Consider the following 21945-nt stretch of genomic DNA (forward strand, 5'->3'; position numbering starts at 1 on the left):
AAAGCCGGCGTCCCATGGGCGCCGGCTTTTCTATCCGCGGTATCGATTCAATCAAAGGGATAGAGAAGACGATGAAAAACGTCTGGGAAGTCTGGCCAAGCGCACTCACTACAGCGGAATGCGACGCGATCGCCAAGCGCGCCGAAAATTACGGAGAGCAGGACGCTACCATAGGGTTCACGAACTCGCTTCGCAGCGATCTTGGATATCGGACGTCGAGTGTCCGCTGGCTCGATGTTTCGCGCGAGAAGGACATCGTTTCGCGCATCATGGATTTCGTTCGCCCTTCGAACCGCACCAACTTCGGCGTCGAGATCGAAGCGCCGTACGAACTTCAGTTCACTGAATACCGGGCGACAAACAAAGGGCATTACGATTGGCATCAGGACGTATGGCTTGAATCGCCCCGCCCTTACGCCAGGAAGCTTTCCGTAGTTGTCCAAATGTCGTCGCCGGAGGAGTACAAAGGCGGGCAATTCGAATTCTTCGGCATCCCCAATCCGGGGGACCAGTTCGCCCCGCGGGGCAGCCTGCTGATCTTTCCTTCGTTTCTCCAGCACCGGGTCCTGCCGGTGGTCGAAGGAAAGCGGCGCAGCCTTGTGACATGGATCGAAGGGCCGAACTGGCGCTGAACGGGCTTTGGCTGGCGCTTTGCGATGAACATTCCCGCTCTCGCCGCTTCGGCTCCGGCGCATCCTCTTGTCTGCCTGGCGGCAGTGGCCGCACTGCTCCTGCTGAGCGGCGCTGCGATCTGCATGGATCTGGCATATCGCCGAATTCCCAATCTCGTTTGCGTCGCCGTTGCTCTATGCGCGGTTCCGTACTGGTTCGGCATTTCGGGCTGGTCTGGAATGTTGAGCCTTGGCGGGCAACTGGCGATTTCACTGGCCCTGACGTTGCCCTTGGCGCTCGCATTTGCATTGCGACTGATCGGCGGCGGTGACGTGAAGCTTATCCTGGCCATGGTGCTTTGGGTTGGAATGGCGAAAGTCGGGACGATGGCGCTCGCCGTCGCCGTGATCGGGGGGATGTTGGGCATTTCCCTGAAGCTCCTGAACCTGGTGTTCTGGCGCATCCGAACCGACAACCTGCCTTATGGCTTGGCGATCGTCGCGGGTACTTTCGTTGCCATGGCCGGCGACCTCGGCCGGCTGCTGGCAAATGCGTGCCTCGCGGCGGCATAGGGGGGCCTCGGGCGGGGGAATTGCAGCCGAAACGCCCTCGAAACCCCGCCGCTGCCGGAAGCTGCGCGGGGCTGTCGGCAAAGGGGCTGTAAATTACGCAAGTCCATGCTCAGCAGGCATCGCGCATCACGGGCTGGCGGATAAACGCCTCGAAAATCCGGGTTTCATCCGCAAATTCAGCTTCGCCGTCATCGCGGGGCGCCGCTGCCCAAAGCCCTCGATCCGAACTCAATTCGGCTGGCGAACGGGCCGCCTGCGTGGTCCCCTAAGGGCCGAACACAATTCACAAGATACCAGGGAGTTCAACTTGCAGCGCACATCGTCCGTCATGGGAATTCAGCTATCGGCGCGTTTCGCCGCAGCGGCTTGCGCGGTGTCGGTGGCAGCGATCGGCCTCGCGTCTCCAGCCCTTGCCGCTCCTTATGGTCCCGACGCGACGACGCCGGGCGAAGCGGCGGTGGCGGGGGCACTGGATGCGATCGCCAATCCCGCGACCAGCACTTATGGGCCGATGCTGGATTCGATCGACGATCTGCCGGATGCCTCGCAGCGCGCGGCCGCGCTGAACCAGCTGAGCCCGCGTAATTATCGGCTGCTGCCGCGTCTCGCCATCCAGTCGATGGACGCGACGGACCGGGAGATCCGGGGCTATCTGGTCCAGCGCCGTGAAATGGCGCTTGATGCCGGGCCCGATGTGCCGAGCAGCGGCGACAAGACGATCACCTTCATGCTCAGCTACGGCCTCAAGCAGGGCAAGTATGAGGCCCGCACCGATCGTCCTTCTGCAAATTCGGACAGCCGGTCGATCCGCGCCGGCGTCGATATCGCGCCGGTCAAGGGCATGATCCTGGGCGCGACGCTGGGTATCGACGGTCTCGATGCCAATCTCGACCGCAGCCAGCAACCGCGTATCACCCAGTTCAACGTGAACATCGGGCCCTATGCCAGCTATACGAACGGCAAGTTCTACGTCGATGCCACTGCCGGATACAACCGGAGCTACTACAAGCTGCGGCGGCAGGTGTCCTGGACCGGGTTCACGGATCAGCTTCAGGCCCGTGCAGATGGCGATAACGCCGCAGGTACGGTCGAAGCAGGCGGAATTCTGCAAGTCGGCGCCCTTCGGGCGCAACCGTTCGCCGGATTGCAGTATCGATACGCCGACGTCAGCGGGTTTGCGGAGCACGGCGGCACCGCCGCGCTGGGTGTCGCAAGATACAAGACGGAATCGCTGCGCGGATCTCTCGGCTTGCGCACCACGGCGACGGTCAAGAAAGGTTCATGGGCGATCCGGCCGATGGTCGAGGCGCAATGGCAGCGTGAACTGCGTTCGCATCCCGACAGCCGGATCGAGGCGATCTTCCTTGACGGAGGCACCCCGATCTTCACGCTGCCCGCCGGTCGCTATGCGCGCAATGCCGCCATTGTCGGCGCAGGGCTGACCGCAGTTCACGGCGACCGGACCGCGCTTCGTCTTTCCTACAACGGAGAACTGGCGAAGGACCGCCGCGTCCATGGCTTTGCGATTACCGCCAGTCGCCGCTTCTAGGCGAAACGTGCCGCAAAACATCGTTCGAACTGACTGTAACGGTGCGGGAAAGCCGCCGATACGAACATAGTTTAACGCGGCTCGGGCGCAGGAGCCCGATATGAAGGCGGTTCGGGTCGGGAAATGATGGAGGGCTTGATGGCCGGTTTTGTACGAGACATTCTTACGACGCTCTCTTACGAACCCCATCCTTCCGAAGGGCCTGGCGTTGACGGCGAAGCGTTATCGCGGCTCGACCAGAGACTGGCGGGGTTCGCGCAGGGCGGCGGACGGGCGCGGACGGCGATCTCGATCCGCCCTGCCGATTGCAGCGTCTGGGATGGAAATCCGCGCGACGTGCCAGGACTGTCGGCTGAAAGCTGCCGTTCGCTTATCGAATCCATCGCGCAGGAGGATGGGAACCGGATTCCCGTGCTGGTAAGGCACAATCCTCCCGGTTCTGATCATCCCTATCAGTTGCTGGTGGGTAGCCGGAGGCGCTTCTCGGTTGACTGGCTCAATCACAATGGACGACCGGAAATCCGGTTGACCGCGCTCATCGTGGATCTCACCGACGAGGAGGCGTTCCGCCTCGCGGATATCGAAAATCGCGAACGCGAGGATATCACCGAACTGGATCGCGCTCGCAGCTACCAGAATGCGGTCGATCGCTTCTATGGCGGTGTGCAGTCGCGGATGGCCGAAGCGCTCAACCTGTCGAACAGCCAGCTCAGCAGGTTGCTTGCGTTGGCGCAGATGCCGGACGATGTCGTAAATGCTTTCGCCACACGCGATGAGTTGCGCGTTCGCCATTCCGAAGTTCTGACGCCGCTTCTGCGCCGCCCGGAGCAATGCCAGCGCGTTCTCGTAACAGCGCGGCAGATCGGTGAGGAACAACAGCGTCTCGCGGCCTCCGGGGAGCGTATGATTCCGGCCGCGACGGTGTTGAGCCGCCTCAAGGAGGCAGGCAAGGAAGGCGATGCGCGAAAGGGGAACGACACGCCCCTGATCGTGGGAGACGCACGGGTAGGCAGGATCAAGCCCGCACGCGAGGGTGTTTCCGTCGATCTGATGGTCAGCGAGGATACCGATATCGATGCCTTGCTACGGGCCCTGCGGGTCGCTCTGATCGATAGTCGCAGACAGTTGCCGGCCGATGCCGATATCGGCGACGACGGATTCTCATGATCTAGTTTACGACCTAGCTGAGAAGCGTCTGCCGCTTTCGCGGCGCTTTTCGGGTTTGGCGCCTGACGACGCGGGAATTGCGCGTCTGTCAGCTATCGCGCGCTCGCCTTGCGCGTGATGCACTGTTCTACCGTATTTTCGGAGAGCGACCGGTTCTCCGCCGGTTTTGCCGCCATGCGCTGCGCGCGAGCGGCGGGCTTGTTGTCGTCGCCATCCCCAGGATTACCGGACCAACCGATTTTTCGCCCGGTTTCGGGAGCGGGGTTTGGCGGAGCGAGGCGGCTACGGGCGGGTGATGACGGTCGCATATCTCCCGGCAGCAGAGGTGGTATTCCGACTCTGAAGCCGGGGCCTCGTGTGCTGCGGTCTGATGCCCCGGTTCAGGCGCAAAGCGCCGGCTGGGCCGCCCTAACAACACTCACTCCGGCTTGATTGCCAAATCCAGGCATAAGCGCGGATTGCGTGCGCTGCGCGGCCATTTGCGAGCTTCAATCCAGCGAAAGGCTGGCATTTTCGCGGGATTATATCCCAAAGTCAGTAATTTGCGTGGGGCGAAAGGCATATCGCGCATTCCCGAAGCGGGACTGGTTCCGGGCCAGGGACAGCAGGTTCTGCGCGGTTCCTTCTCGGCGAGAGGAGCCCTCCATGATGCGCTTAGGCTTCGGCGCAGTGGGCAATTTCCATGGAGGTTAATCGAGATGCCGCGTCAACAACCGCGCCGTTCCACAAGGCATGTCCTGCTTTGTGCGACTGCAATTCCGCTTCTGCTGTTGGGTGCCTGTGCCGATGGAGTCGGCTTCAGGGTTGGCGCCGGCGGTGGAGGATCACCGTCCGGTCCGACTGGACCTACCAGCCCGACTGGCCCCACCGGCCCCACAGGTCCGACCGGCCCTACCGGCCCGAGTGATCCGAGCGGTCCGACTGGCCCGACTGGCCCGACTGGCCCGACTGGCCCGACTGGCCCGACTGGTCCTACTGGTCCCACAGATCCTACTGGCCCGACTGGCCCGACTAATCCGACCGGCCCAACCGGTCCCACCGGCCCAACCGGTCCCACCGGCCCAACCGGTCCCACCGGCCCGACTGGCCCAACCGGCCCAACCGGTCCCACCGGCCCGACCGGCCCCACCGGCCCCACCGGCCCCACCGGTCCCACCGGCCCGACCGGCCCGACCGGCCCGACCGGCCCCACCAGCCCAACTGGCCCCACCAGCCCAACTGGCCCCACCGGTCCGACTGGCCCTACCGGCCCGACTGGTCCTACCGGCCCGACTGGTCCTACCGGCCCGACTGGTCCCACCGGCCCGACTGGTCCCACAGGTCCAACCAATCCGACCGGCCCAGCAGGCTTCACCGGGCCGCTTGCCGGTGTGACTGTGGGTGATGGCGGGCTGCTTGGCCCCAGCGGCTCAGGTACACTGATCGATGTCAATGTGGCCCCCGGCACAGCGACCACGAACGGAAGCGGTATCGCGGTCGACCTGCTCACGGGTGATGGACAAGTCGTCAACGTGGCGCTTCCCACCACGACCGAGCAAACGCAACAAGCTCTCGCGCCGCTGGGTTCGTTGACTGGCGCCTTGCTGGGCGATCAGGTCGGCGGAACGGTGACGCAGTTGACCAATGGCCTTGCACCCACCGTGGCCACGGTCACTTCGACAGTAGACAGCATCACTTCGCCCCTGCTCGATACGGTCAACGGCGTGCTGTCGCCGGTGCTGGGCAATGGCGGGCTGCTGTCGCCCGTCACCGGCCAGCTCGGAGGGCTCATTGATGGACTGACCGGAAGCCTTGGAGGAGGCAATACCGATCCCGCAAGGACTTACGATGGGCCATTGCTGGGTCTCGACCTGGGCAACAATGTCCTGACCGGACCGAGCAGCGGGGATACGCTGCTGGGCCTCAACGTCCTGTCCGAAAACCCCGGCCTGACTTCGGGACAACTGGTAACGGCCGACGTGCTTTCGAACGGCAACGTAGTCGACCTGACGCTGCCGACTACGGCCGAAGGCGTGGCAGCCGGACTGGCACCCCTGGGCAACCTCACCGGCGCGCTTCTCGGCGAGCAGGTTGGCGGGACAGTCGATCAACTGACCAATACGCTTGCTCCCGTGATCGCTCCGGTAACCGCGATCGTGGATAGCGTGACGTCTCCGTTGCTCGATACCGTCAACGGCTCGCTGGGCGGCATCGTTGGTGGGCTCGGTCCTGTCGGCGGATCCCCGGTAACGGGCCTCGTCGATGGTGTGCTGGGCGGCCTTACGGGCGGCACCAGCGACGGCGGCCTGCTGGCGCCGGTCACGGGTCTTGTCGGTGGTCTCACCGGCGGCACGACGGACGGCGGCGTGCTTGCTCCGGTGACCGGGCTTGTCGATGGTGTGCTCGGCGGCCTTACGGGTGGTACCAGCGACGGCGGCCTGCTGGCGCCGGTAACGGGTCTTGTCGGCGGGCTCACCGGCGGCGCGACGGACGGCGGCGTGCTTGCTCCGGTGACCGGGCTTGTCGACGGTGTGCTGGGCGGCCTTACGGGTGGTACCAGTGACGGCGGCCTGCTGGCGCCGGTCACGGGCCTTGTCGGCGGTCTCACCGGCGGCACGACGGACGGCGGCGTGCTTGCTCCGGTGACCGGGCTTGTCGACGGTGTGCTTGGCGGCCTTACGAGCGGCACCAGTGATGGCGGCCTGCTGGCGCCGGTCACGGGCCTTGTCGGTGGTCTCACCGGCGGCACGACGGACGGCGGCGTGCTTGCTCCCGTTACCGGTCTTGTCGGTGGCCTGACCGGATCGACCTCCGGCTCGGGAACGGGGACGACGACCGGTTCGGTACTGGCTCCGGTAACGGGCCTCGTCGGATCGCTACTCGGCGGTCTCGGGAAATAATCGCTATGTGTGCCCGGCGCCCCACAACCCCATGGCTGGGCACACAAACGACCCTCCCCTTCTGAAACGGGGGGCGGGGAAGAGGAGGCAGTCCCGGCGACGGGGCTGCCTCTTCGATTCTGTCGTCAGAGATATTGTGGAATGGCCGGGATGGAGCAAATCAGTTTCTGCGCCGACGCAAAATGAGCCGGAATGAGCATTTAACCATTTCGGCCGTCATGGCAGGGATTTTCGGGCCTTGCCGGGGCTTGGCCCGCAGGATTTCCGTTATCGGGTAAACCTTTCCGGGATTTTGCGTGTCCATGGCGGCTGTCTCCCGGTCTGCACATCGGGCTTGGTTACCAACGCAGTGACCTGATCGGAACCGCACTTCGGGACATGGCCGGGGCGGCTCCTTCTGGACGCGATCCAGCACGCGGCGTGGTTCTATCGTGAATTCCAATGAAGCCGGCGAAGGCCGACAGCACATTGGAGAAGACCCATGGCGACACGTTGTTACCCCAAGTTCAAAAGGCACGTCCTGCTAGCGTCGACCACGCTTCCTTTGCTGCTGGTCGCGGCATGTGCCGGAGGAGTGGGCTTTGAGAGCGGTAATCCCACCGGTCCGAACAATCCCAGCGGCCCGACGGGCCCTACCGGCCCTACCGGCCCTACCGGCCCCACCGGCCCTACCGGCCCTACCGGCCCCACCGGCCCCACCGGCCCCACCGGCCCCACCGGCCCCACCGGCCCCACCGGCCCCACCGGCCCCACCGGCCCCACCGGCCCCACCGGTCCCACCGGCCCTACCGGCCCTACCGAACCAACCGGTCCCACAACCTTCACCGGTCCGCTTGCCGGGGTCGGCGTCGGTGGCACCGATCTGCTCGGGCCAAGCGGTGCGGGAACGCTGATCGATGTGAACGTGGCGCCGGGCACGGCCACCTCGAATGGCAGCGGCCTCGTGGTCGACGTGCTGACGGGAGACGGAAAGGTTGTGCAGGTCACTCTGCCCACCACGACCGCGCAGACGCAGCAGGCTCTCGCGCCGCTGGGTTCGTTGACGGGCGCTCTTCTGGGCGATCAGGTTGGCGGTACGGTGACGCAGGTGACGAATGGCCTGGCACCCACCGTTGCGACGGTGACGTCCACCGTGAACGGCATCACCTCGCCCCTGCTGGATACCGTCAATGGCGCCTTGTCGCCGCTCACCGGCGAGACCGGGATACTGGCTCCGGTCACCGGCCAGCTCGGCGGCCTCGTCGATGGGCTGACGGGCGGCCTGGGCGGGGGCAGCAACGATCCCGCGCGCACTTACGATGGGCCGCTGCTGGGGCTGGACCTCGGCAACAACGTGGTGTCCGGGCCGAGCACGAACGATACGCTTGTCGGCCTCAATGTCCTTTCCGACAATCCAGGCCTGACTTCGGGGCAACTGGTCACGGCCGATGTGCTTGCTGACGGCAACGTCCTCGCAGTCACGCTGCCGACCACCAGCGAAGGCGTGGCCGCCGGGCTGGCGCCGGTCGGCAATCTGGCTGGCGCCCTGCTCGGCGAGCAGGCCGGCGGGATCGTGGATCAGGTGACGACAGGTGTGGCACCCGTGATCGCGCCGGTAACGGCCACTGTCGATGCCGTGACGTCGCCGTTGCTCGCCACTGTCAATGGATCGCTTGGGTCTATCACCGGCAACCTGGGGACCGGAGCAGGTGCGGGATCGCTACTTGAGCCGGTGACAGGGCTCGTCGGCGGGCTCGTCGGAGGCCTCGGGAATGGTTCGACCGGGACCGGCGCGGTGCTGGCGCCGGTGACAGGGCTGGTCGATGGCCTGACCGGCGGTCTCACAGGAGGGCTCACGGGAGGCGGAAGTGGTTCAGGGGCTGTCCTCGCGCCGGTTACGGGTGTCGTCACCTCGCTGGTGGGCGGTCTTACCGGAAGCACGCCCGGCTCGGGTTCGCTGCTGGGCGGCCTGCTCGGCGGTTCCGGCAACTGATTGGCCGGCCCGTGCAGGCTGCGGCCTGCGCGGGCCTCCCCGCCACAACCCCTTCGGATCGCGCCAAGATGATCGACCTCGACAAGATCAGCCCGCCCAATCGTTGCAGCAATTACCTTCTGATCGTCCGCTTCGACAACGCGCGGGCCATCGCCTCTGTCTATGGCGGGGATGCCGTGACGGCCGCTGTCGCGCATCTTGAGGAGGGGATCGCGGCGAGCCTCAACCCCGCGCGGATATGCGGGATCGATGGCGACGAGATCACCGTGCTCGCCCATGCGGCCTTGCTGGATGCGGATTTCGTCAGCACGCAGGTCGATGCATTATGCAGGGCATTGTGCCTGTCGCCTGTGCAGCATGGCGGCAACCGGATATTGCTGTCGGTATCTGTCGGATACAGCGATCCGGTGCCGGGAATGCTTCCGGAAGATCGTTCGGAAGCCTGCCTGGCTGCCCGGAAGCGCCTCGAGGCCGCCTGTTCGCCCGGTGCCGGGCCGATGCCTTCCACGGTGCAGGGACAGGCGCGCTACCGAGAGGACATGACGCGCGCGGTACGGCTCATAGACCAGTTTTCCGGCGGGGAAACGTTCTTCGCATGGCGGCCGGTTTTCCACTCCCGCGATCCCGATCTGGTCCTGCAGCACGAAGCTTTGCTGCGCGTCTCCGGCCCACAGGGCGAGCAGGTGGATTGTTCCGCCGCCTATGCCGCTCTCGAGCGGTTGGGGTTCGTCCATCTTCTCGATCGCGCTCTGGCTCTCAGGGTTCTCGAGGAACTGGAATCCGATCCGCGTGCTGCGCTGTCGATAGCCATCTCTCCGCAGAGCCTGTCCTTCGCGCTTGGCGGCCCCGATGCCGCGTGGACCGAGTTTCTCGACCGGATTGAGCACAGGCCTGCCGACGCCGCCCGGCTCACGCTCGAGTTCCATGAATCGGCCGGTTGCCGGTTCTGGCCCGATACGCTCACGTTCCTGAATACACTTCGAGAGCTGGGCGTGCGCTTTGCGATCTCAGGCTTCGGCGGTGGTCATGCTGCGACCCGGCAACTGGCCGTCCTGCGGCCGGATGCGGTCAAGCTGGATAGCGCCTTCCTGCGCACCGCCACGCTCTCGGACCGGAATCGCGCGCGGATCGGGCACCTGATCGGCGAGGCGAAAACGCTCTGCAGCACTGTCATCCTCAGTGGCGCGGAAACGCCAGCCCAGATCAGGCTCGCGGTGGAGGAGGGCGCCGAATGGCTTGCCGGCGCCCGTCAGGGGCGGGCCGGAATCCCGCGCAACCGGCCTTCCCAGCGGCGCGAAGGGCTCGCGGCGGGGCCGGGTTCCCGGGCCGCCGTCTTCGCGCCTGTGCTTCCCACGCCGACCCCATTTTCCCCGGCGCCCTTTTCGACGGGCCGGGCGAGACAGAGCCCGGTGTTCTGACCCGGCCCACACGACTTTCCGTGCCGGTGCTCCGGACGGACCATGACAAACGAAAGGAAGCTGCGATGACGAACGACAAGGTCCAGCGTGCACGCGATCTCCTGTGCATCGCACTCGAGATGCTCGACGAGTGCGAAACATTCGTGACCGGAGCACTGGTGTCCGGCGCAATCGATTCCCTCGATGGAGAGCGCGGTCCTTCCGGGCCCGTGGTGGAACGCCCCCTTTCGGAACGCCGTCCCCGTCTTGTCGCGCCGGCGATGCGAAGCTGCGCATGAACCTGGGTCATCACACGCTGCCGGCCCGGCTCGATCGGGCGGATTGCTCCAGCCCGCCCCGGTTCAGCCTCCTGCTGGACACGCAGGTGATCGCTGACGGGCATTCGGCCGAAGCATATGTGCACAATCTCTCGCAAGGCGGCCTTCTCGTGGAGGGGGATGTCGAGCTGGAGGTGGACGATCCGATCGAGATCGACTTGCCGATGGCCCCGGCGGTCCCGGCGAGGGTCGTATGGCGCAGCGACAATTTCTTCGGCTGCCGGTTCGAAACGCCGATATCCGCGGCTGTCCTCGGTGCGGCCCGGCTTCGCGCCGCGCCGGTCGTGTCGGCAAGTGAGCCGGCTCCTGCGCCAGCCCAGGAGGAGGAAGGCGACGCCGATGGTGCTGGCGGCCAGGAATCGTTGGCACGCCGCCTGCGGCGTCTGCGCAAGCAGAACGGCTTCAGCCAGGGCGCTCTGGCCGAGCGGATCGGCGTCAGCAAGCCGACGGTCTGGGCATGGGAGCATGGTCGGGCGAGGCCGCAGGATGGCCGCATGAAAGTGATCGCCAGTGCGCTGGGCACGTCCATCGACGAACTCGAAGGCCTGCCCCGCAACGACGACCTGGCGTTCGTCATGACGCAGTATCGCGACCAGATTGCGGCGCATTTCAACGTCGCACCGTCAAAGGTACGCATCGTGATCGAGTTTTAAGACCATTCGTGAGCGCGGAGCAATGCTCCACAGGTTATCCTCATGAAAAGCTGGTCTTTGGCTCGTTCATTTATTGATAATGGAGCGTCGTTATAGGATGGGCAGGGGACCAGTGGCGGCTGGTGCTACACGACACGTCGTCACGGGGAGGATCGAGATCGGATGCACGACGCGCAGGCCAGGGTACTTGTCCTCGATGATTTCTCGGCGATCGTCGAGGAACTGCTTACGCTGATGTCGCTTCACGGCATTCCCGGCATGGGTGCGTCCAATCTCGGCGAGGCGGTTACGGTTCTGGAGCGGAGCCCTGAAATCAGCGTGATCGCCTGCGATTTGCGGCTCGACCGGGAATCCGGCCTCGACATCGTTTCACGGGTTCGCGAACACCCCGAGCTTCGCACCCGGCATTTCGAATATCTTTTCATTACCGGGGACCAGATGCGGCCCGAGATGGTGTCCGGCACCTCGCGCTACATGATCCTGACGAAGCCGGTCCAGCCGCAGGAACTGATCCGGATGATCCGCAAGCTGCTGGCAAGCGAGGCGCCGGCGTGAACCTTCACGACCCGGATCTGGCGGCGCTGCGCGCCGAGCGCGACGCCTTGCGGGGGCTTGTCCATGAACTGAAGACGCATGTCGGGCTGACCGTGGTCAGCGATCTGCGTCTCGATTCCGCCGCGACCACGATTTTCTTCCGAAGCGAACGCGCGCGCGCGGGAGAGCAGCCGGAAGGTCTTCTCGTGCATCCCGAGGATATCCGCCGTCTTGCTGCGCTCGCCGGGCATTCCGACGTTGTCACCGACTTGCGCGTCGGCCCGGGCGGAAGCGGCAGCCTCACGCTCCTCCTGCGCGAGAATCTGGGCGGAACCCATTGGTCCAGCGCGGTACTGCTGAACATGCGCGAACCGCGTCATCTGCATCATGCGATTGCCGAAAAGGCGCGGCTTGCAGACCTCGGGGAGCGGGCTCTCACGCTAGCGCATGAATTGCGGCAGCCGCTGTTCACCATCTCCATGGCGAACGAAAGCCTGCGCCTTATGCTGGATCGCGCTGATACCACGCGCTCGCGCCTGCATATGGCGGCGGCGCGTATCGCGGCGCAGGTGCAGCGTGCCCAGACCATTATCAAGCGCACTCTTTCCGACACGCGGGACGAGGAAGTCCTGCCCGGCAGCGCGGATGTCATGGATGCCGCGCGCCATTCCGTCGAGTTTCTCGAGGCGCTGTTCGATCGCATCGGCATCCGGGTCGAGCTGGACAGCCGCGGCCTTGTCGCCTGCGTCGATCTCGACCGGGTGGAGCTGGAACAGGTCTTCGTCAATGTCCTGCGCAATGCGGCGGACAGCATACAGTCGCGCCGGGAGCAGGGTTGGGATGGGCAGGGCGCCATCACGATCGCTCTGGAAGTCGAGGCCGGACAGATCCGCTGCATGATCGCGGATAATGGAGCGGGCCTTCCGCCCGATCTTGCGCAAGTGGCGTTCGAACCGTTCTTCACCACCAAGGCGCACGAAGGCACCGGACTGGGTCTTCATATCTGCAGGCAGATTCTCGAACGCGCGCATGGCGCGATTCGGCTGGTTTCGGGCAATGGTGAAGGCACAAGTGCCGAAAGCGCGGGGGCAGAGGGTGCGCGAGTGGAAATCAGCCTGCCGCTGTCGAAGGGAATGGCATCGTCAGATGTCGTCGCGGCCTAGCCTGATGACGAAGCGGGTTGGCTGATTCCGGCGCAGGAGCGAGCGGAAATCGCCTCCTGCCTCGATCGCGACCTGCTCTACCAGCCAGAGCGTGGCGTGGTCTATCTTGCGGCCCGGAGCCGGCTTGTCGTCCCCGTCGATGCACTGGACGGTAATCACGACATGGGCGGGCGTGATCGTTGCGCGCAGCAGGACCTTGCCCTTCTGCTTCTCGTTGTTCGGGCCGATGAAGCCGCCGAAAGCGCTGAGCAGTGCCGCCACCGCCATCATTTCCAGAGCGCCGTGATGTTCCGGAACGAGATGGTCCAGCGCGTTTCCATGCAGTTCGACGGTAACGCCGTGGTGGCGCACGTTCGACTTGGTGGCCGCGATCGCCCTGTCGAGCGCGCTGCGCACGTTGAGCCCGGTCACGTCCTTGTCACCGTTGCGGCCGAACCAGCGGAAAAGACCCAGGATGAAGGCCGCCACTTCCGTGTGAGAGGAAACCCGGCTTACGCGGTCCAGCAGCTGCTTGCGGCTTTCCGCATCGATGTCGAGCTGCTCGACGATGTAGCGCATGTTGCCGTTCGCCATCGAGATGACGTTGAGCGGCTGGGCAAGGTCATGCAGCATTCCACTGGTGATGCGGCCCAGGAGCAGGTCGCGCGTGACGGGGACCAGACCGTCTTCTCCCCAGGCCAGCAGGCGCGCGTCCACCATTGCGAGATGCCGCGCCAGCCCGGCGCCGAGGAACGCCGCGCACAGCGAACCGATGAGGATCGCCGCTGTCGCCATCGGGCCGCTCATCAGGAGAAGGCCGCAGAAGCTAGCGGTTGCCAGAAGCAGCGCGACCACCCAGCTCCAGCGCGGGGCGCGCAGAAGGACCGGAACCAGACCGCGCGAAACGAACGCAGCCGAAGCGATGAGGATCAGCAGGGTCCAGTAAGCGGGGGAGGTCCGGGCTTCGGGCATGAACAGCAAGGTGACTGCGAGAATGCCCGAAATTATCAGCGCCTTCAGGGTCTTGTGCAGAACGAACAGGGCGCCGGCGGCCGCCGCGCCGATCAGGCCGGCAGCCGGAGCGAAGGCCGAGGTGAAACCCAGGCACAAGGCGCAGACTGCGATTGCGGCGGGATAGAAGCGGGTTCCATCCTCCCAGGCGCGAAGCCGCGTTCCCAGGCTGGAAGCGCGTGCATTGCGGCGGCCGTCGTCCGGGGCCTGTTCTGAAGCGAGGTCGGGCCGAGGCGCCTCCGCGGGAGACGCGGCGGGCACGAATTCGACGACGTTGTTACTAGAAAGGTCCATGTTCGATCTGCCCCCCGGCGGACGCTGGGTCTCCGGAACAAGGATGGTCGATGTGGGCTGCCCCCGGTCGACCTGAAGATTGCGGAATGTCCTTGCATCTCGCAACTGCGAAGGAAAGAGAAAATAAATTCACGTTAGGTCGTAAGTAAATCAGCTAACGGTCATTTTCATCATGTCGCCGAAAAGGCGATTACAAAATGTTAATCCCCTGAAAAATCGCACTTCACGCCTCAAATCGCCAGGTGTGCATAAGTGTGCCAATTCGCAACAGGCTGGTTGAATGCCTAAATTGCCATTGCGTCTGCATCCATTTTCGCCCTCAATGCTGCAATTCGGAACACGGGAAAGAACCGATCCGAACATGTTCGCTTGGGTTGCAGTTCCATCTGCGACGAGTTGAACTGCTGGATTGCCGCGCAATTTGCTCGAGCAAGACAAGGAAGCGCGTTGTCCTCAAGTTGAGCCGGACAATCGACTTGCGACGATTCCCCTCGCATCGGCTATTTCTCCATATCGGATGAATTCCGAGAACCGCTATCATCCATACGCAAGACGGCGATTGCGTCCGTTCATCGACGTAGAAATCTCCACATCGGATCGTCGGGGCAGTCGATCCGGTTTGCGTAAGCGCAAGGGATAGGGGGAATTTGGCATGCGCCTTGGTTCGAAAGCGAAGCTCACAATCGGCGTCGGCCTGATTGCTGCTTGCAGCTTCGCTTTTCTTGGCGTGCGTGAGCTCGGCCGGGCTGCGAAGCCGGTGGCGGATGCCGCCGCACGGGTCCCTTCGGGCAAGCCGGAACCGGCGCTTGCAGTGCTTGCCGCCACCACGCGTGACATCAGGACGGGTGAGACGATCACCGCCGACATGATCCGCAATGCGAAGTCCGATCCGGCGAAGTTCCCCACCGCTGTAACACCTGCCGAGATCATCGGAAAAGTGGCGACACGGGACATCCAGGGCAATTCGCTGATCCCGCGCACGGCCATCGCGCAGGAAACCAAGCTCGCGATCCGGGTGCCGATCGGCATGCGCGCCATCAGTATCGACACGACGGCGGAAATCGCCGTGGCCGGACTGGTCCGGCCAGGTGACCGGGTGGACGTGCAGGTGGTCTATCCGGGCGAGGATGCCCTGAGCGGCGCGCGGGCAAATGGCGTCAGCCGCGCGCGCACGCTCCTGCAGCGGGTTCCCGTGCTGGCCGTGGGCGAGGCTGTCGTCGGCGCCCAGCCGGCCGGCGCTGTCGAAGGCGCGGTGAGCGCCGAGCCGCCTCCGGCACGCACGGTAACCCTGGCACTTTCGCCCGAGCAGGTTTCCGAGCTTTCGCTCGCGAAGAGCACGGGCGCGCTCTACCTGTCACTGCGCAACCCTGAGGACAATGTGGAAGTCGCGGTGGCGCAGGCTGCCTCGATGTCCATTCCCAGGACCGCGCCCGCCTATGCCGCGCCGCGTCCGATGCAGGTCCAGGCGCCAAGGCCGCGCCCGGCAGCCCGGCCCGCATCCCGCCCTAAAACAAGCCAGCCCTCCGGGTCGCAACCCATCGAACTGGTGGTCGGAGGAAATAGCCAAGTCATCTATTCGGGGAGTGGATCGCGTTGAAAGCCATGATTGCCTCCTGCCTGCTGGCCTGCGCGTCGACGCTGGCCCCGGCCTTCGCGCATGCGCAGGAACAGGAGAGCCTGCAAGTCGACGATCAACGCACCCTGTCCTTCCCCAAGGCAATCGGCCGGGTGGAAGTCAGCCGCGAAAACGTGATCGGCATTTCGGCGCCTACGGCGCAGTCGCTGCGGATCAAGGCGTTGGCGACCGGGGATGCGCTCCTGACCGTCTTCGCGCAGGACGGCACCGTGCTGGGCGAGCGAAACGTGCGGGTCGGCGCGCCGGGAATGTCGGCGCAGAACGCGAACTATCGTCCGGGCGAGAAGGTCGTTGCGGTGGACGTCCAGTTCGCAGCCGTGTCCAGTTCCACGCTCAAGGCGCTGGGGTTCAGTTTCTCGAAGCTGGCCGGAGATCTGCAGGGCGCGGTCATTTCGCCTAGCAGCCTCAACAGTGCCAGCTTCGGTAACGATGGCCTGTCTATCGACAGTTCGGCGCCGATCCAGAGCGCCTTCAACCTGTTCCTCTCTGCCCGCAATCACGGGATCGGGGCGATCCTCAGCGCGCTGTCTTCCAACGGGCTGTCGCAGTTGCTCGCGCAGCCGACGCTGCTGGTGCGTTCGGGCGAGCAGGCCAGCTTCCTGGCCGGCGGCGAGTTTCCCGTCCCGGTGCCGCAGAACACCGGCGGCACCGGCAATACGATCTCGATCCAGTACAAGGAATTCGGCGTTCGCCTGTCCGTGACGCCTTATGTTCTCTCGCCCGAGCATATCGTGCTCAAGCTTTCTCCCGAAGTCAGCGAACTGGACTACAACAACGGTGTCCAGCTTCAGGGCTACGTGGTTCCCGGAATTCGTCGCCGCTCGGCAGAGACGACCGTGGAACTGGGCAGCGGCCAGAGCTTCGTGATTGCTGGCCTCAACTATAGCAATAGCGCGGTGACCAAGGACAAGGTGCCTTTCCTCGGCGATATTCCGGTGCTCGGCGCCTTCTTCAAGCGCCAGCAGAACCAGAAGGAACGGCAGGAGCTGATCATCGTGGCCACGCCGCGCCTGGTCGAGCCCGATGCGGTTCCACCGCTGCTGACGAATGCCACCCGTAAACTCGATCCCGGCATCGGCGACATGATCGTCGGTAATGACGGGGTGGAGAAAGCCGTTGCCGCCTTTGGCGTTGTGAGGCCCTGACATGCCGAAAATCCACCTTCTCTCGGTAGACCGCACTCTGGCGCAGCGCATTGCCGAAGCGATGGGCGAGCATGTCTCGGTCGAGATCGTGCAGTCGCTCGACCAGGGCGATGTCGATGGGCCGGGCATCGTCGTGATCGATCACGCCTCGGTGCCGGCGGAGCGTTCGCTGGCCTCGTCGATCGGGGAAGTGGCACAGGCCGCGCCCGGACGCGCCGTGGTTGTGGCCACGGAGGATATGTACGCCGGGCAAGTGCTGCAGGCGATCCGGGCCGGCGCGGCAGACGTGCTTCCGCGCAGCGCGAGCGGCACCGAAATCTCCGAAATCCTGACGCGCGTGCTCAACAGTGCGCTGGCCACGCAGGGCCGGCTGGGCCGCCTGACCATGGTTCTGGGTAACGATCGCGAGGCAACCGCGATGCTGGCCACCGACATGGCCCTGGCGTTCAGCCTCAACCAAACCCCGACCCTGCTTGTCGATTTTACCCTGCCTTCCAGTACGGCCGAAGCCTATCTCGATCTCAAGGTCGATTATGGCCTTGCCTCCGCCGTCGCCGATCTCGACCGGATGGACACCAGCCTGCTGGCCGACGCACTGGCGCGCCATGAGGCGAGCGGGCTTTCGCTCATCACCTTCGATGGTGGCACCGGCAGCGAGCCGGTGGGCATCGGTCCCAATGATGTCGTCGGCCTGATCCAGCTGCTTCGCGCGAATTTCGTTCAGGTGGTGGTCTGTGCCGGAAGCCTGCGCCATGGCGGATTGCTGCGCGAACTGGCGTCGCAGGCTCAGGCGATCGAGATCGTCTGCAGCCAGTCGATCCGTGAACTGGAAGCGTGCCGTCGCCTCATGGACAAGGTGTCGCTCGACACTGCCAGCGGATCGCGCACGCGGCTTATGGTATGGGACTATGAACCGCGCATCCTGCTCGATGGTCGCCGGATGGCCGACGCGCTGGGTATCGAGGCGCTCATGGGCGTGCCGACCGACCGGATCCGGACTGCGAACGCGCTCAATGCCGGGCGTCCCCTGATGTTCGACCGGGAAAGCGGACCGTACATCCAGGCGGTTCGCCGGGCCTGCAACATCGCCGCGCCCGTGAAAAGCGGCAAGGGCAGCATCGACCGGATGCGCCGCGCGATCCTGCGCTCGGTGGAGCGCACCGCATGAGCCTTCTCACCAACGAGGAACTGCACGAAGGGCTTTCGGCCGGCCGCCGCAAGTCTGCGGTGACACAGCCGTCCGCGCAGCGGATGAGCGACAGTTACCAGGCGGTCAAGGCGCTCACTTGCCAGCAGGTGATCGAACAGCTGGAAACCCAGGGCGTCACCGCGGAATCGCTCGACCAGCGCACCCTTAGGCACGAGATCGAACAGGTCATCAACAGCCGCAGCCGGCGCGGGCAGCTTGCGCTCAACAGCGCCGAGCGGCTGCTGCTGATCGAGGACGTGGAAGACGAAGTCGTCGGCCTGGGTCCGCTTGCACCGCTGCTGCGGGACAACACGATCGACGACATCATCGTCAACGGCGCCAATACCATCTACGCCGAGCGCGGCGGTCTCTTGTCGCGGGTGGAAACGCGTTTTCGCGACGACGCGCATCTGATGAATATCATCCAGCGCATCGTCGGTCCGATCGGGCGGCGCGTGGACGAGGCGACACCGTTCTGCGACGCGCGCCTGGCTGACGGTTCTCGCGTCAACATCGTCATTCCGCCCATCGCGCTCGACGGGCCGCTGGTATCGATCCGCAAGTTCCGCCTTCAGGCGCTGACCCTCGACGATTGCGTCGCCAGCGGAGTGATGAGCGCGCCGATGGCGACTTACCTCACCAGCGCGGTGCGCTCGCGCCTCAATGTCCTGATCTGCGGGGGCACCGGTGCCGGCAAGTCGACGCTGCTCAACGTGCTCTCCAGTTGCATCGGCAATCATGAGCGGCTCGTGACGATCGAGGACGCGGCCGAGCTGCAGCTCTGCCAGGACCACGTCGTCCGGCTGGAAACCCGTCCTCCCAATGTCGATGGCAGCCGCGAGGTCAGCTCCCGCGATCTCGTCCGCAACGCGCTGCGCATGAGGCCCGACCGGATCATCCTTGGCGAGGTGCGCGGCGTGGAAGCCGTGGAGATGCTTCAGGCCATGTCGACCGGGCATGACGGTTCGATGGCAACCCTGCACGGCAATTCGCCGCGCGACGCGCTTTCGCGACTTGAAATGCTGCTGGGCTTCGCGGGGCAGCAAAGCGACATCCGGGCAGTGCGCCGTTTCGTGGCCAACAGCGTCCATGTGATCGTCAATATCCAGCGCCTGAGCAGCGGCGTCCGCCGCGTGACTTCGGTGACCGAGGTGACCGGCGTGGAAGGCGATGCCTTCACGCTCAACGAACTCTTCCGCTTCGATGAGCAGCCGCCGATGTCCGGGGAAGGGACGTTCCAGACGCTGTCGCCCCGGCCCTATCATGCCGCGCGGCTCAAGGACTATCCGATGCCGAGCCTGACCAAGACCCGCGTCGCCAATGGAGTGGCCGCGGCATGGTGAGCGGCGGGGCCTATCTTATCCTTGCCTTCCTGATCGTGGGCCTGATCGCGTTCTACCTTACCGGCGAACGCGCCAAGGGCCTTTCCGCCATCGATCGCCGTCTTGCCGCGATGGCCGGTCCCGAAGCCGCGCCGGTGCGTTCTGTCACCGCCATATCGGTGCCGGAGCGGATCGCTCCGCTCATGGCGCAGGCCCAGCTCGAAATCACGGTGCCGACGGTACGACTGCTCGCCGGCATCGGCCTCGCGCTGGTCTTCCTCGTGCTGGTGCTGGCCGGACCGGTCGCTGCACTGGCCCTGCTGCTAGGACTGCCGATGGCGGGCCTGTCATGGCTTCGCGAGCGCGCCCGCAAGCGCGTGGAGGCGCTTACCGAAGCCCTACCGCTCTATCTCGACGGTGTGCGTCAGCTTCAGGCGGTGGGCAATTCGCTGTCACAGGCACTGGCACGCGCCCTGGCGGATGCATCGCCGGTCGTCCGCTCCTATTTCGACACGGCTGCGCGGCGGCTGGAAATGGGCGCGCCGGTAGCCGAGACGATGCAGCAGCTTGCCGACCGCATCCAGGTGCCGGAAGTCTCGATGATTGCGGCCGCCATCCGCACGAACCTGCGCTACGGCGGTTCGATCGGCGCGGTGTTCGGCAACCTTTCGCATATCCTGCGCGAACGGCTGCGCATCCGGCGCGAGCTCGTCGCGGCAACCTCGGAGGCGAAAGTCAGCTCGCGCGTGCTGATCGCCATGCCGCTTCTGGCAATGGTGGGGTTGGTGCTGATGAACCCCTCCTATCTCGAGTTCTTCATCAAGGACCCGCGCGGGCAATCGCTTTCGCTCGTCGCGCTGGGGCTGGAAGCGGTGGGCGTGCTGATTATCCGCCGCATGCTGAGGCTCGAATTCTGATGCAGTCGCTGGCCTCCTTCCTGCTTTTCGGCCTGGCCCTTGGCAGTCTGCTGATGGTGCTGGCCGGAGTGCGCCTGCTGAACGCAGACAACCGCCTGCGCGCCCGCATCGACGGTGCCTCGGGCGCTGCCACGGGATTGACGGGCAAGTTGCCGTTTCCCTTGCCGCGCATGTTCACCGTGCGCGGGCGCGACCGCAGCGAAATCGAACAGAAGCTGCGCAAGGCCGGCTACTTCGAAGCCAATGCGCTGGAGACCTTTGCCTGGCTGCGGCTCGCCGCGGCGGGCGGCGTTGCCCTTGCCTCCATGGCGACTTGCTTCGTCATCAACGGCAACCCGCTCCGTCCGCTGTTTCCGACGCTGGCCCTCGCGGGACTGACCTACATCGGCGCCAAGTATGTGCTGCAGATGCGCGCAGCGACGCGTGAGCGGATACTGACGGCTGAATTCCCCTTCCTGCTCGACCTGATGTTGATGATGCTGGAAAGCGGCGTCTCGCTGGACCAGTGCTTCCGCGGCATAGCCCGCGAGGAACGGGTTGCGGTTCCCAATCACGCCCGGCTGGTGGCCATGCTGGTCGAGGATCTCGATCGCGGTCAGGATTACCAGCTGGCGTTCGATCGCTGGGCCTCGCGCGTGGCGGTAAACGGCGCACGCGAACTGGCCACGGTGTTCCGCCAATCGCTGTTCCACGGCATGGAGCTGGTGCCTTCGCTGCGCGAATTCATCCGCGAATTCTCGCAGCGCCGGGTCGCTCGCGCCCGCGAAGCCATCGGCTCGATCACGGTGCGCATGGTAATCCTGATGCTCGTGTTCTTCATGCCGGCGCTGTTCATCGTGCTGGCGGGACCGCCGGTTGCCGCCATTCTCGATACTCTTGGGGGGGCTTCCTCATGACGATCCGACACATTTACAGGTATCTCGCCGCGACAGGCGGCCTGACGGTGCTCGCCGTGGGAGGCTTGCCCGCGCATTCGCCGATCGCGCCTGCGAAGGCGGCGGAGGCGCTCGATCTCGATCAGGGCGGATCAACCCGGTCGCTTTACCTCGTGCTTATCCAGCAGGCCCGCAAGGATGGCCGGCAGCGCGCCGCCCTCGCATTCCTCGACGATTTCGATCGCCAGTATCCCGGAGACCGCGAAGCGCGCATCCTGCGGGTCAACTGCCTCCTTGACCTTGGCCAGATGGGGCAAGCGCAAACTGCCCTCGCGCTGATCCCTGCGACGGATCGCAGCGCCGAGGCGATCGAGATCCGGGGGCATGTCCTGGCTGCGCAGGAACGCTGGCCGGAAGCCATCGCCGAGTATCGCGCGGCGTTGAGGGCGAGCCCCGCTAATCCGCTCACCAGCAATGCGCTGGGCTATGCGCTGTTGCGGCAGGGGCAGCCCGGCGAAGCGATTGAGGCCCTCAAGGGCGCTTATGACCTGGCGCCCCGGAACGAGGTGGTCCGTAACAACCTTGCTCTCGCGCTGACGGTCGCCGGTCGGCGGGGCGAAGCCGACGCGCTGTTGTCGAAGGTTCGCGATGCCACGGAAAAGGCCAGGCTGCGTCAGCAGATTGCCGAACAGGCGGCGCTGATGCTGGCGCCTCCTGCCACCGCTTCGCGGGAGCCGTGAC

General features: G+C 65.0%; 19 protein-coding genes. 18 read left to right on the forward strand and 1 reads right to left on the reverse strand.

What is annotated here, in order from left to right:
- Nucleotides 1–14 precede the first annotated feature (14 nt).
- From ACXJ16_RS24410 to ACXJ16_RS24460, 11 genes are all read left to right on the forward strand, one after another.
- The gene (locus ACXJ16_RS24410) at nucleotides 15–632 is read left to right on the forward strand and encodes a 2OG-Fe(II) oxygenase (RefSeq protein ID WP_463922409.1); all 618 of its coding nucleotides are present in this window, start codon (nucleotides 15–17) and stop codon (nucleotides 630–632) included.
- 84 nt (nucleotides 633–716) lie between these two features.
- Nucleotides 717–1184, forward strand: coding sequence for a prepilin peptidase (locus tag ACXJ16_RS24415; RefSeq protein WP_454798729.1), 468 nt, complete (start codon nucleotides 717–719; stop codon nucleotides 1182–1184).
- 328 nt (nucleotides 1185–1512) lie between these two features.
- Nucleotides 1513–2733 carry an autotransporter outer membrane beta-barrel domain-containing protein gene (locus tag ACXJ16_RS24420; protein ID WP_463922410.1) on the forward strand — a complete coding sequence of 407 codons (1221 nt, stop codon included), beginning with the start codon at nucleotides 1513–1515 and terminating at the stop codon, nucleotides 2731–2733.
- Nucleotides 2734–2871: 138 nt separating this feature from the next.
- Entirely contained in the window at nucleotides 2872–3900 is a 1029-nt protein-coding gene (locus tag ACXJ16_RS24425; RefSeq protein ID WP_463922411.1) for a ParB/RepB/Spo0J family partition protein, read from the forward strand.
- Between the two features lie 1370 nt (nucleotides 3901–5270).
- Nucleotides 5271–6779: a hypothetical protein gene (locus tag ACXJ16_RS24430; protein ID WP_463922412.1), complete on the forward strand. Its 1509-nt coding sequence runs from the start codon at nucleotides 5271–5273 to the stop codon at nucleotides 6777–6779.
- A 481-nt stretch (nucleotides 6780–7260) separates the two neighbouring features.
- On the forward strand, nucleotides 7261–8751 hold the full coding sequence (locus tag ACXJ16_RS24435; protein WP_463922413.1) for a hypothetical protein: 1491 nt from the start codon (nucleotides 7261–7263) through the stop codon (nucleotides 8749–8751).
- Nucleotides 8752–8819: 68 nt separating this feature from the next.
- Nucleotides 8820–10169 carry an EAL domain-containing protein gene (locus ACXJ16_RS24440; protein ID WP_463922414.1) on the forward strand — a complete coding sequence of 450 codons (1350 nt, stop codon included), beginning with the start codon at nucleotides 8820–8822 and terminating at the stop codon, nucleotides 10167–10169.
- Nucleotides 10170–10234: 65 nt separating this feature from the next.
- Nucleotides 10235–10447 (forward strand): hypothetical protein, encoded by a 213-nt coding sequence (locus ACXJ16_RS24445; protein WP_463922415.1) that lies wholly within the window; start codon nucleotides 10235–10237, stop codon nucleotides 10445–10447.
- Nucleotides 10444–11139 (forward strand): helix-turn-helix domain-containing protein, encoded by a 696-nt coding sequence (locus ACXJ16_RS24450; protein ID WP_463922416.1) that lies wholly within the window; start codon nucleotides 10444–10446, stop codon nucleotides 11137–11139. The genes ACXJ16_RS24445 and ACXJ16_RS24450 overlap by 4 nt, the downstream gene beginning before the upstream one ends.
- A 162-nt stretch (nucleotides 11140–11301) precedes the next feature.
- A complete protein-coding gene (locus ACXJ16_RS24455; protein ID WP_463922418.1) occupies nucleotides 11302–11694 on the forward strand; it encodes a response regulator in 393 nt (130 codons plus the stop codon).
- Nucleotides 11691–12836, forward strand: coding sequence for a sensor histidine kinase (locus ACXJ16_RS24460; protein ID WP_463922419.1), 1146 nt, complete (start codon nucleotides 11691–11693; stop codon nucleotides 12834–12836). Before ACXJ16_RS24455 ends, ACXJ16_RS24460 begins: the two co-directional genes overlap by 4 nt.
- Here the strand turns inward: ACXJ16_RS24460 and ACXJ16_RS24465 are convergent.
- Nucleotides 12816–14120 carry a sensor histidine kinase gene (locus ACXJ16_RS24465; protein ID WP_292636586.1) on the reverse strand — a complete coding sequence of 435 codons (1305 nt, stop codon included), beginning with the start codon at nucleotides 14118–14120 and terminating at the stop codon, nucleotides 12816–12818. The two genes, ACXJ16_RS24460 and ACXJ16_RS24465, sit on opposite strands and share 21 nt — an antisense overlap.
- 652 nt (nucleotides 14121–14772) lie before the next feature.
- Here ACXJ16_RS24465 and cpaB point away from each other — a divergent pair.
- From cpaB to ACXJ16_RS24500, 7 genes are read left to right on the forward strand one after another with little or no spacing between them, the layout of a single operon-like run.
- Nucleotides 14773–15717: a Flp pilus assembly protein CpaB gene (cpaB, locus tag ACXJ16_RS24470; RefSeq protein ID WP_054436413.1), complete on the forward strand. Its 945-nt coding sequence runs from the start codon at nucleotides 14773–14775 to the stop codon at nucleotides 15715–15717.
- A 5-nt stretch (nucleotides 15718–15722) separates the two neighbouring features.
- Nucleotides 15723–16901, forward strand: coding sequence for a type II and III secretion system protein family protein (locus ACXJ16_RS24475; protein WP_082370258.1), 1179 nt, complete (start codon nucleotides 15723–15725; stop codon nucleotides 16899–16901).
- A 1-nt stretch (nucleotide 16902) separates the two neighbouring features.
- Entirely contained in the window at nucleotides 16903–18069 is a 1167-nt protein-coding gene (locus ACXJ16_RS24480) for a CpaE/TadZ family protein (protein WP_054436414.1), read from the forward strand.
- On the forward strand, nucleotides 18066–19433 hold the full coding sequence (locus tag ACXJ16_RS24485) for a TadA family conjugal transfer-associated ATPase (protein WP_185999217.1): 1368 nt from the start codon (nucleotides 18066–18068) through the stop codon (nucleotides 19431–19433). The genes ACXJ16_RS24480 and ACXJ16_RS24485 overlap by 4 nt, the downstream gene beginning before the upstream one ends.
- Complete coding sequence (locus ACXJ16_RS24490) at nucleotides 19427–20329, forward strand: type II secretion system F family protein (RefSeq protein WP_185999218.1); 903 nt, start codon at nucleotides 19427–19429, stop codon at nucleotides 20327–20329. Before ACXJ16_RS24485 ends, ACXJ16_RS24490 begins: the two co-directional genes overlap by 7 nt.
- The gene (locus tag ACXJ16_RS24495; protein ID WP_185999219.1) at nucleotides 20329–21225 is read left to right on the forward strand and encodes a type II secretion system F family protein; all 897 of its coding nucleotides are present in this window, start codon (nucleotides 20329–20331) and stop codon (nucleotides 21223–21225) included. Before ACXJ16_RS24490 ends, ACXJ16_RS24495 begins: the two co-directional genes overlap by 1 nt.
- Nucleotides 21222–21944: a tetratricopeptide repeat protein gene (locus ACXJ16_RS24500; protein ID WP_132469605.1), complete on the forward strand. Its 723-nt coding sequence runs from the start codon at nucleotides 21222–21224 to the stop codon at nucleotides 21942–21944. Before ACXJ16_RS24495 ends, ACXJ16_RS24500 begins: the two co-directional genes overlap by 4 nt.
- Nucleotide 21945: the final 1 nt, after the last annotated feature.

The sequence above is a fragment of the Novosphingobium sp. TK71 genome, assembly GCF_055361505.1.

Bases quoted from the DNA above. Each gene is read 5' to 3' on its own strand.
- ACXJ16_RS24455 (WP_463922418.1), top strand. From the start codon at position 11,302: ATGCACGACGCGCAGGCCAGGGTACTTGTCCTCGATGATTTCTCGGCG.
- ACXJ16_RS24440 (WP_463922414.1), top strand. From the start codon at position 8,820: ATGATCGACCTCGACAAGATCAGCCCGCCCAATCGTTGCAGCAATTAC.
- ACXJ16_RS24495 (WP_185999219.1), top strand. From the start codon at position 20,329: ATGCAGTCGCTGGCCTCCTTCCTGCTTTTCGGCCTGGCCCTTGGCAGT.
- ACXJ16_RS24480 (WP_054436414.1), top strand. From the start codon at position 16,903: ATGCCGAAAATCCACCTTCTCTCGGTAGACCGCACTCTGGCGCAGCGC.
- ACXJ16_RS24465 (WP_292636586.1), bottom strand. From the start codon at position 14,120: ATGGACCTTTCTAGTAACAACGTCGTCGAATTCGTGCCCGCCGCGTCT.
- ACXJ16_RS24425 (WP_463922411.1), top strand. From the start codon at position 2,872: ATGGCCGGTTTTGTACGAGACATTCTTACGACGCTCTCTTACGAACCC.
- ACXJ16_RS24475 (WP_082370258.1), top strand. From the start codon at position 15,723: ATGATTGCCTCCTGCCTGCTGGCCTGCGCGTCGACGCTGGCCCCGGCC.
- ACXJ16_RS24445 (WP_463922415.1), top strand. From the start codon at position 10,235: ATGACGAACGACAAGGTCCAGCGTGCACGCGATCTCCTGTGCATCGCA.
- cpaB (WP_054436413.1), top strand. From the start codon at position 14,773: ATGCGCCTTGGTTCGAAAGCGAAGCTCACAATCGGCGTCGGCCTGATT.
- ACXJ16_RS24500 (WP_132469605.1), top strand. From the start codon at position 21,222: ATGACGATCCGACACATTTACAGGTATCTCGCCGCGACAGGCGGCCTG.
- ACXJ16_RS24450 (WP_463922416.1), top strand. From the start codon at position 10,444: ATGAACCTGGGTCATCACACGCTGCCGGCCCGGCTCGATCGGGCGGAT.
- ACXJ16_RS24420 (WP_463922410.1), top strand. From the start codon at position 1,513: ATGGGAATTCAGCTATCGGCGCGTTTCGCCGCAGCGGCTTGCGCGGTG.
- ACXJ16_RS24485 (WP_185999217.1), top strand. From the start codon at position 18,066: ATGAGCCTTCTCACCAACGAGGAACTGCACGAAGGGCTTTCGGCCGGC.
- ACXJ16_RS24435 (WP_463922413.1), top strand. From the start codon at position 7,261: ATGGCGACACGTTGTTACCCCAAGTTCAAAAGGCACGTCCTGCTAGCG.
- ACXJ16_RS24410 (WP_463922409.1), top strand. From the start codon at position 15: ATGGGCGCCGGCTTTTCTATCCGCGGTATCGATTCAATCAAAGGGATA.
- ACXJ16_RS24490 (WP_185999218.1), top strand. From the start codon at position 19,427: ATGGTGAGCGGCGGGGCCTATCTTATCCTTGCCTTCCTGATCGTGGGC.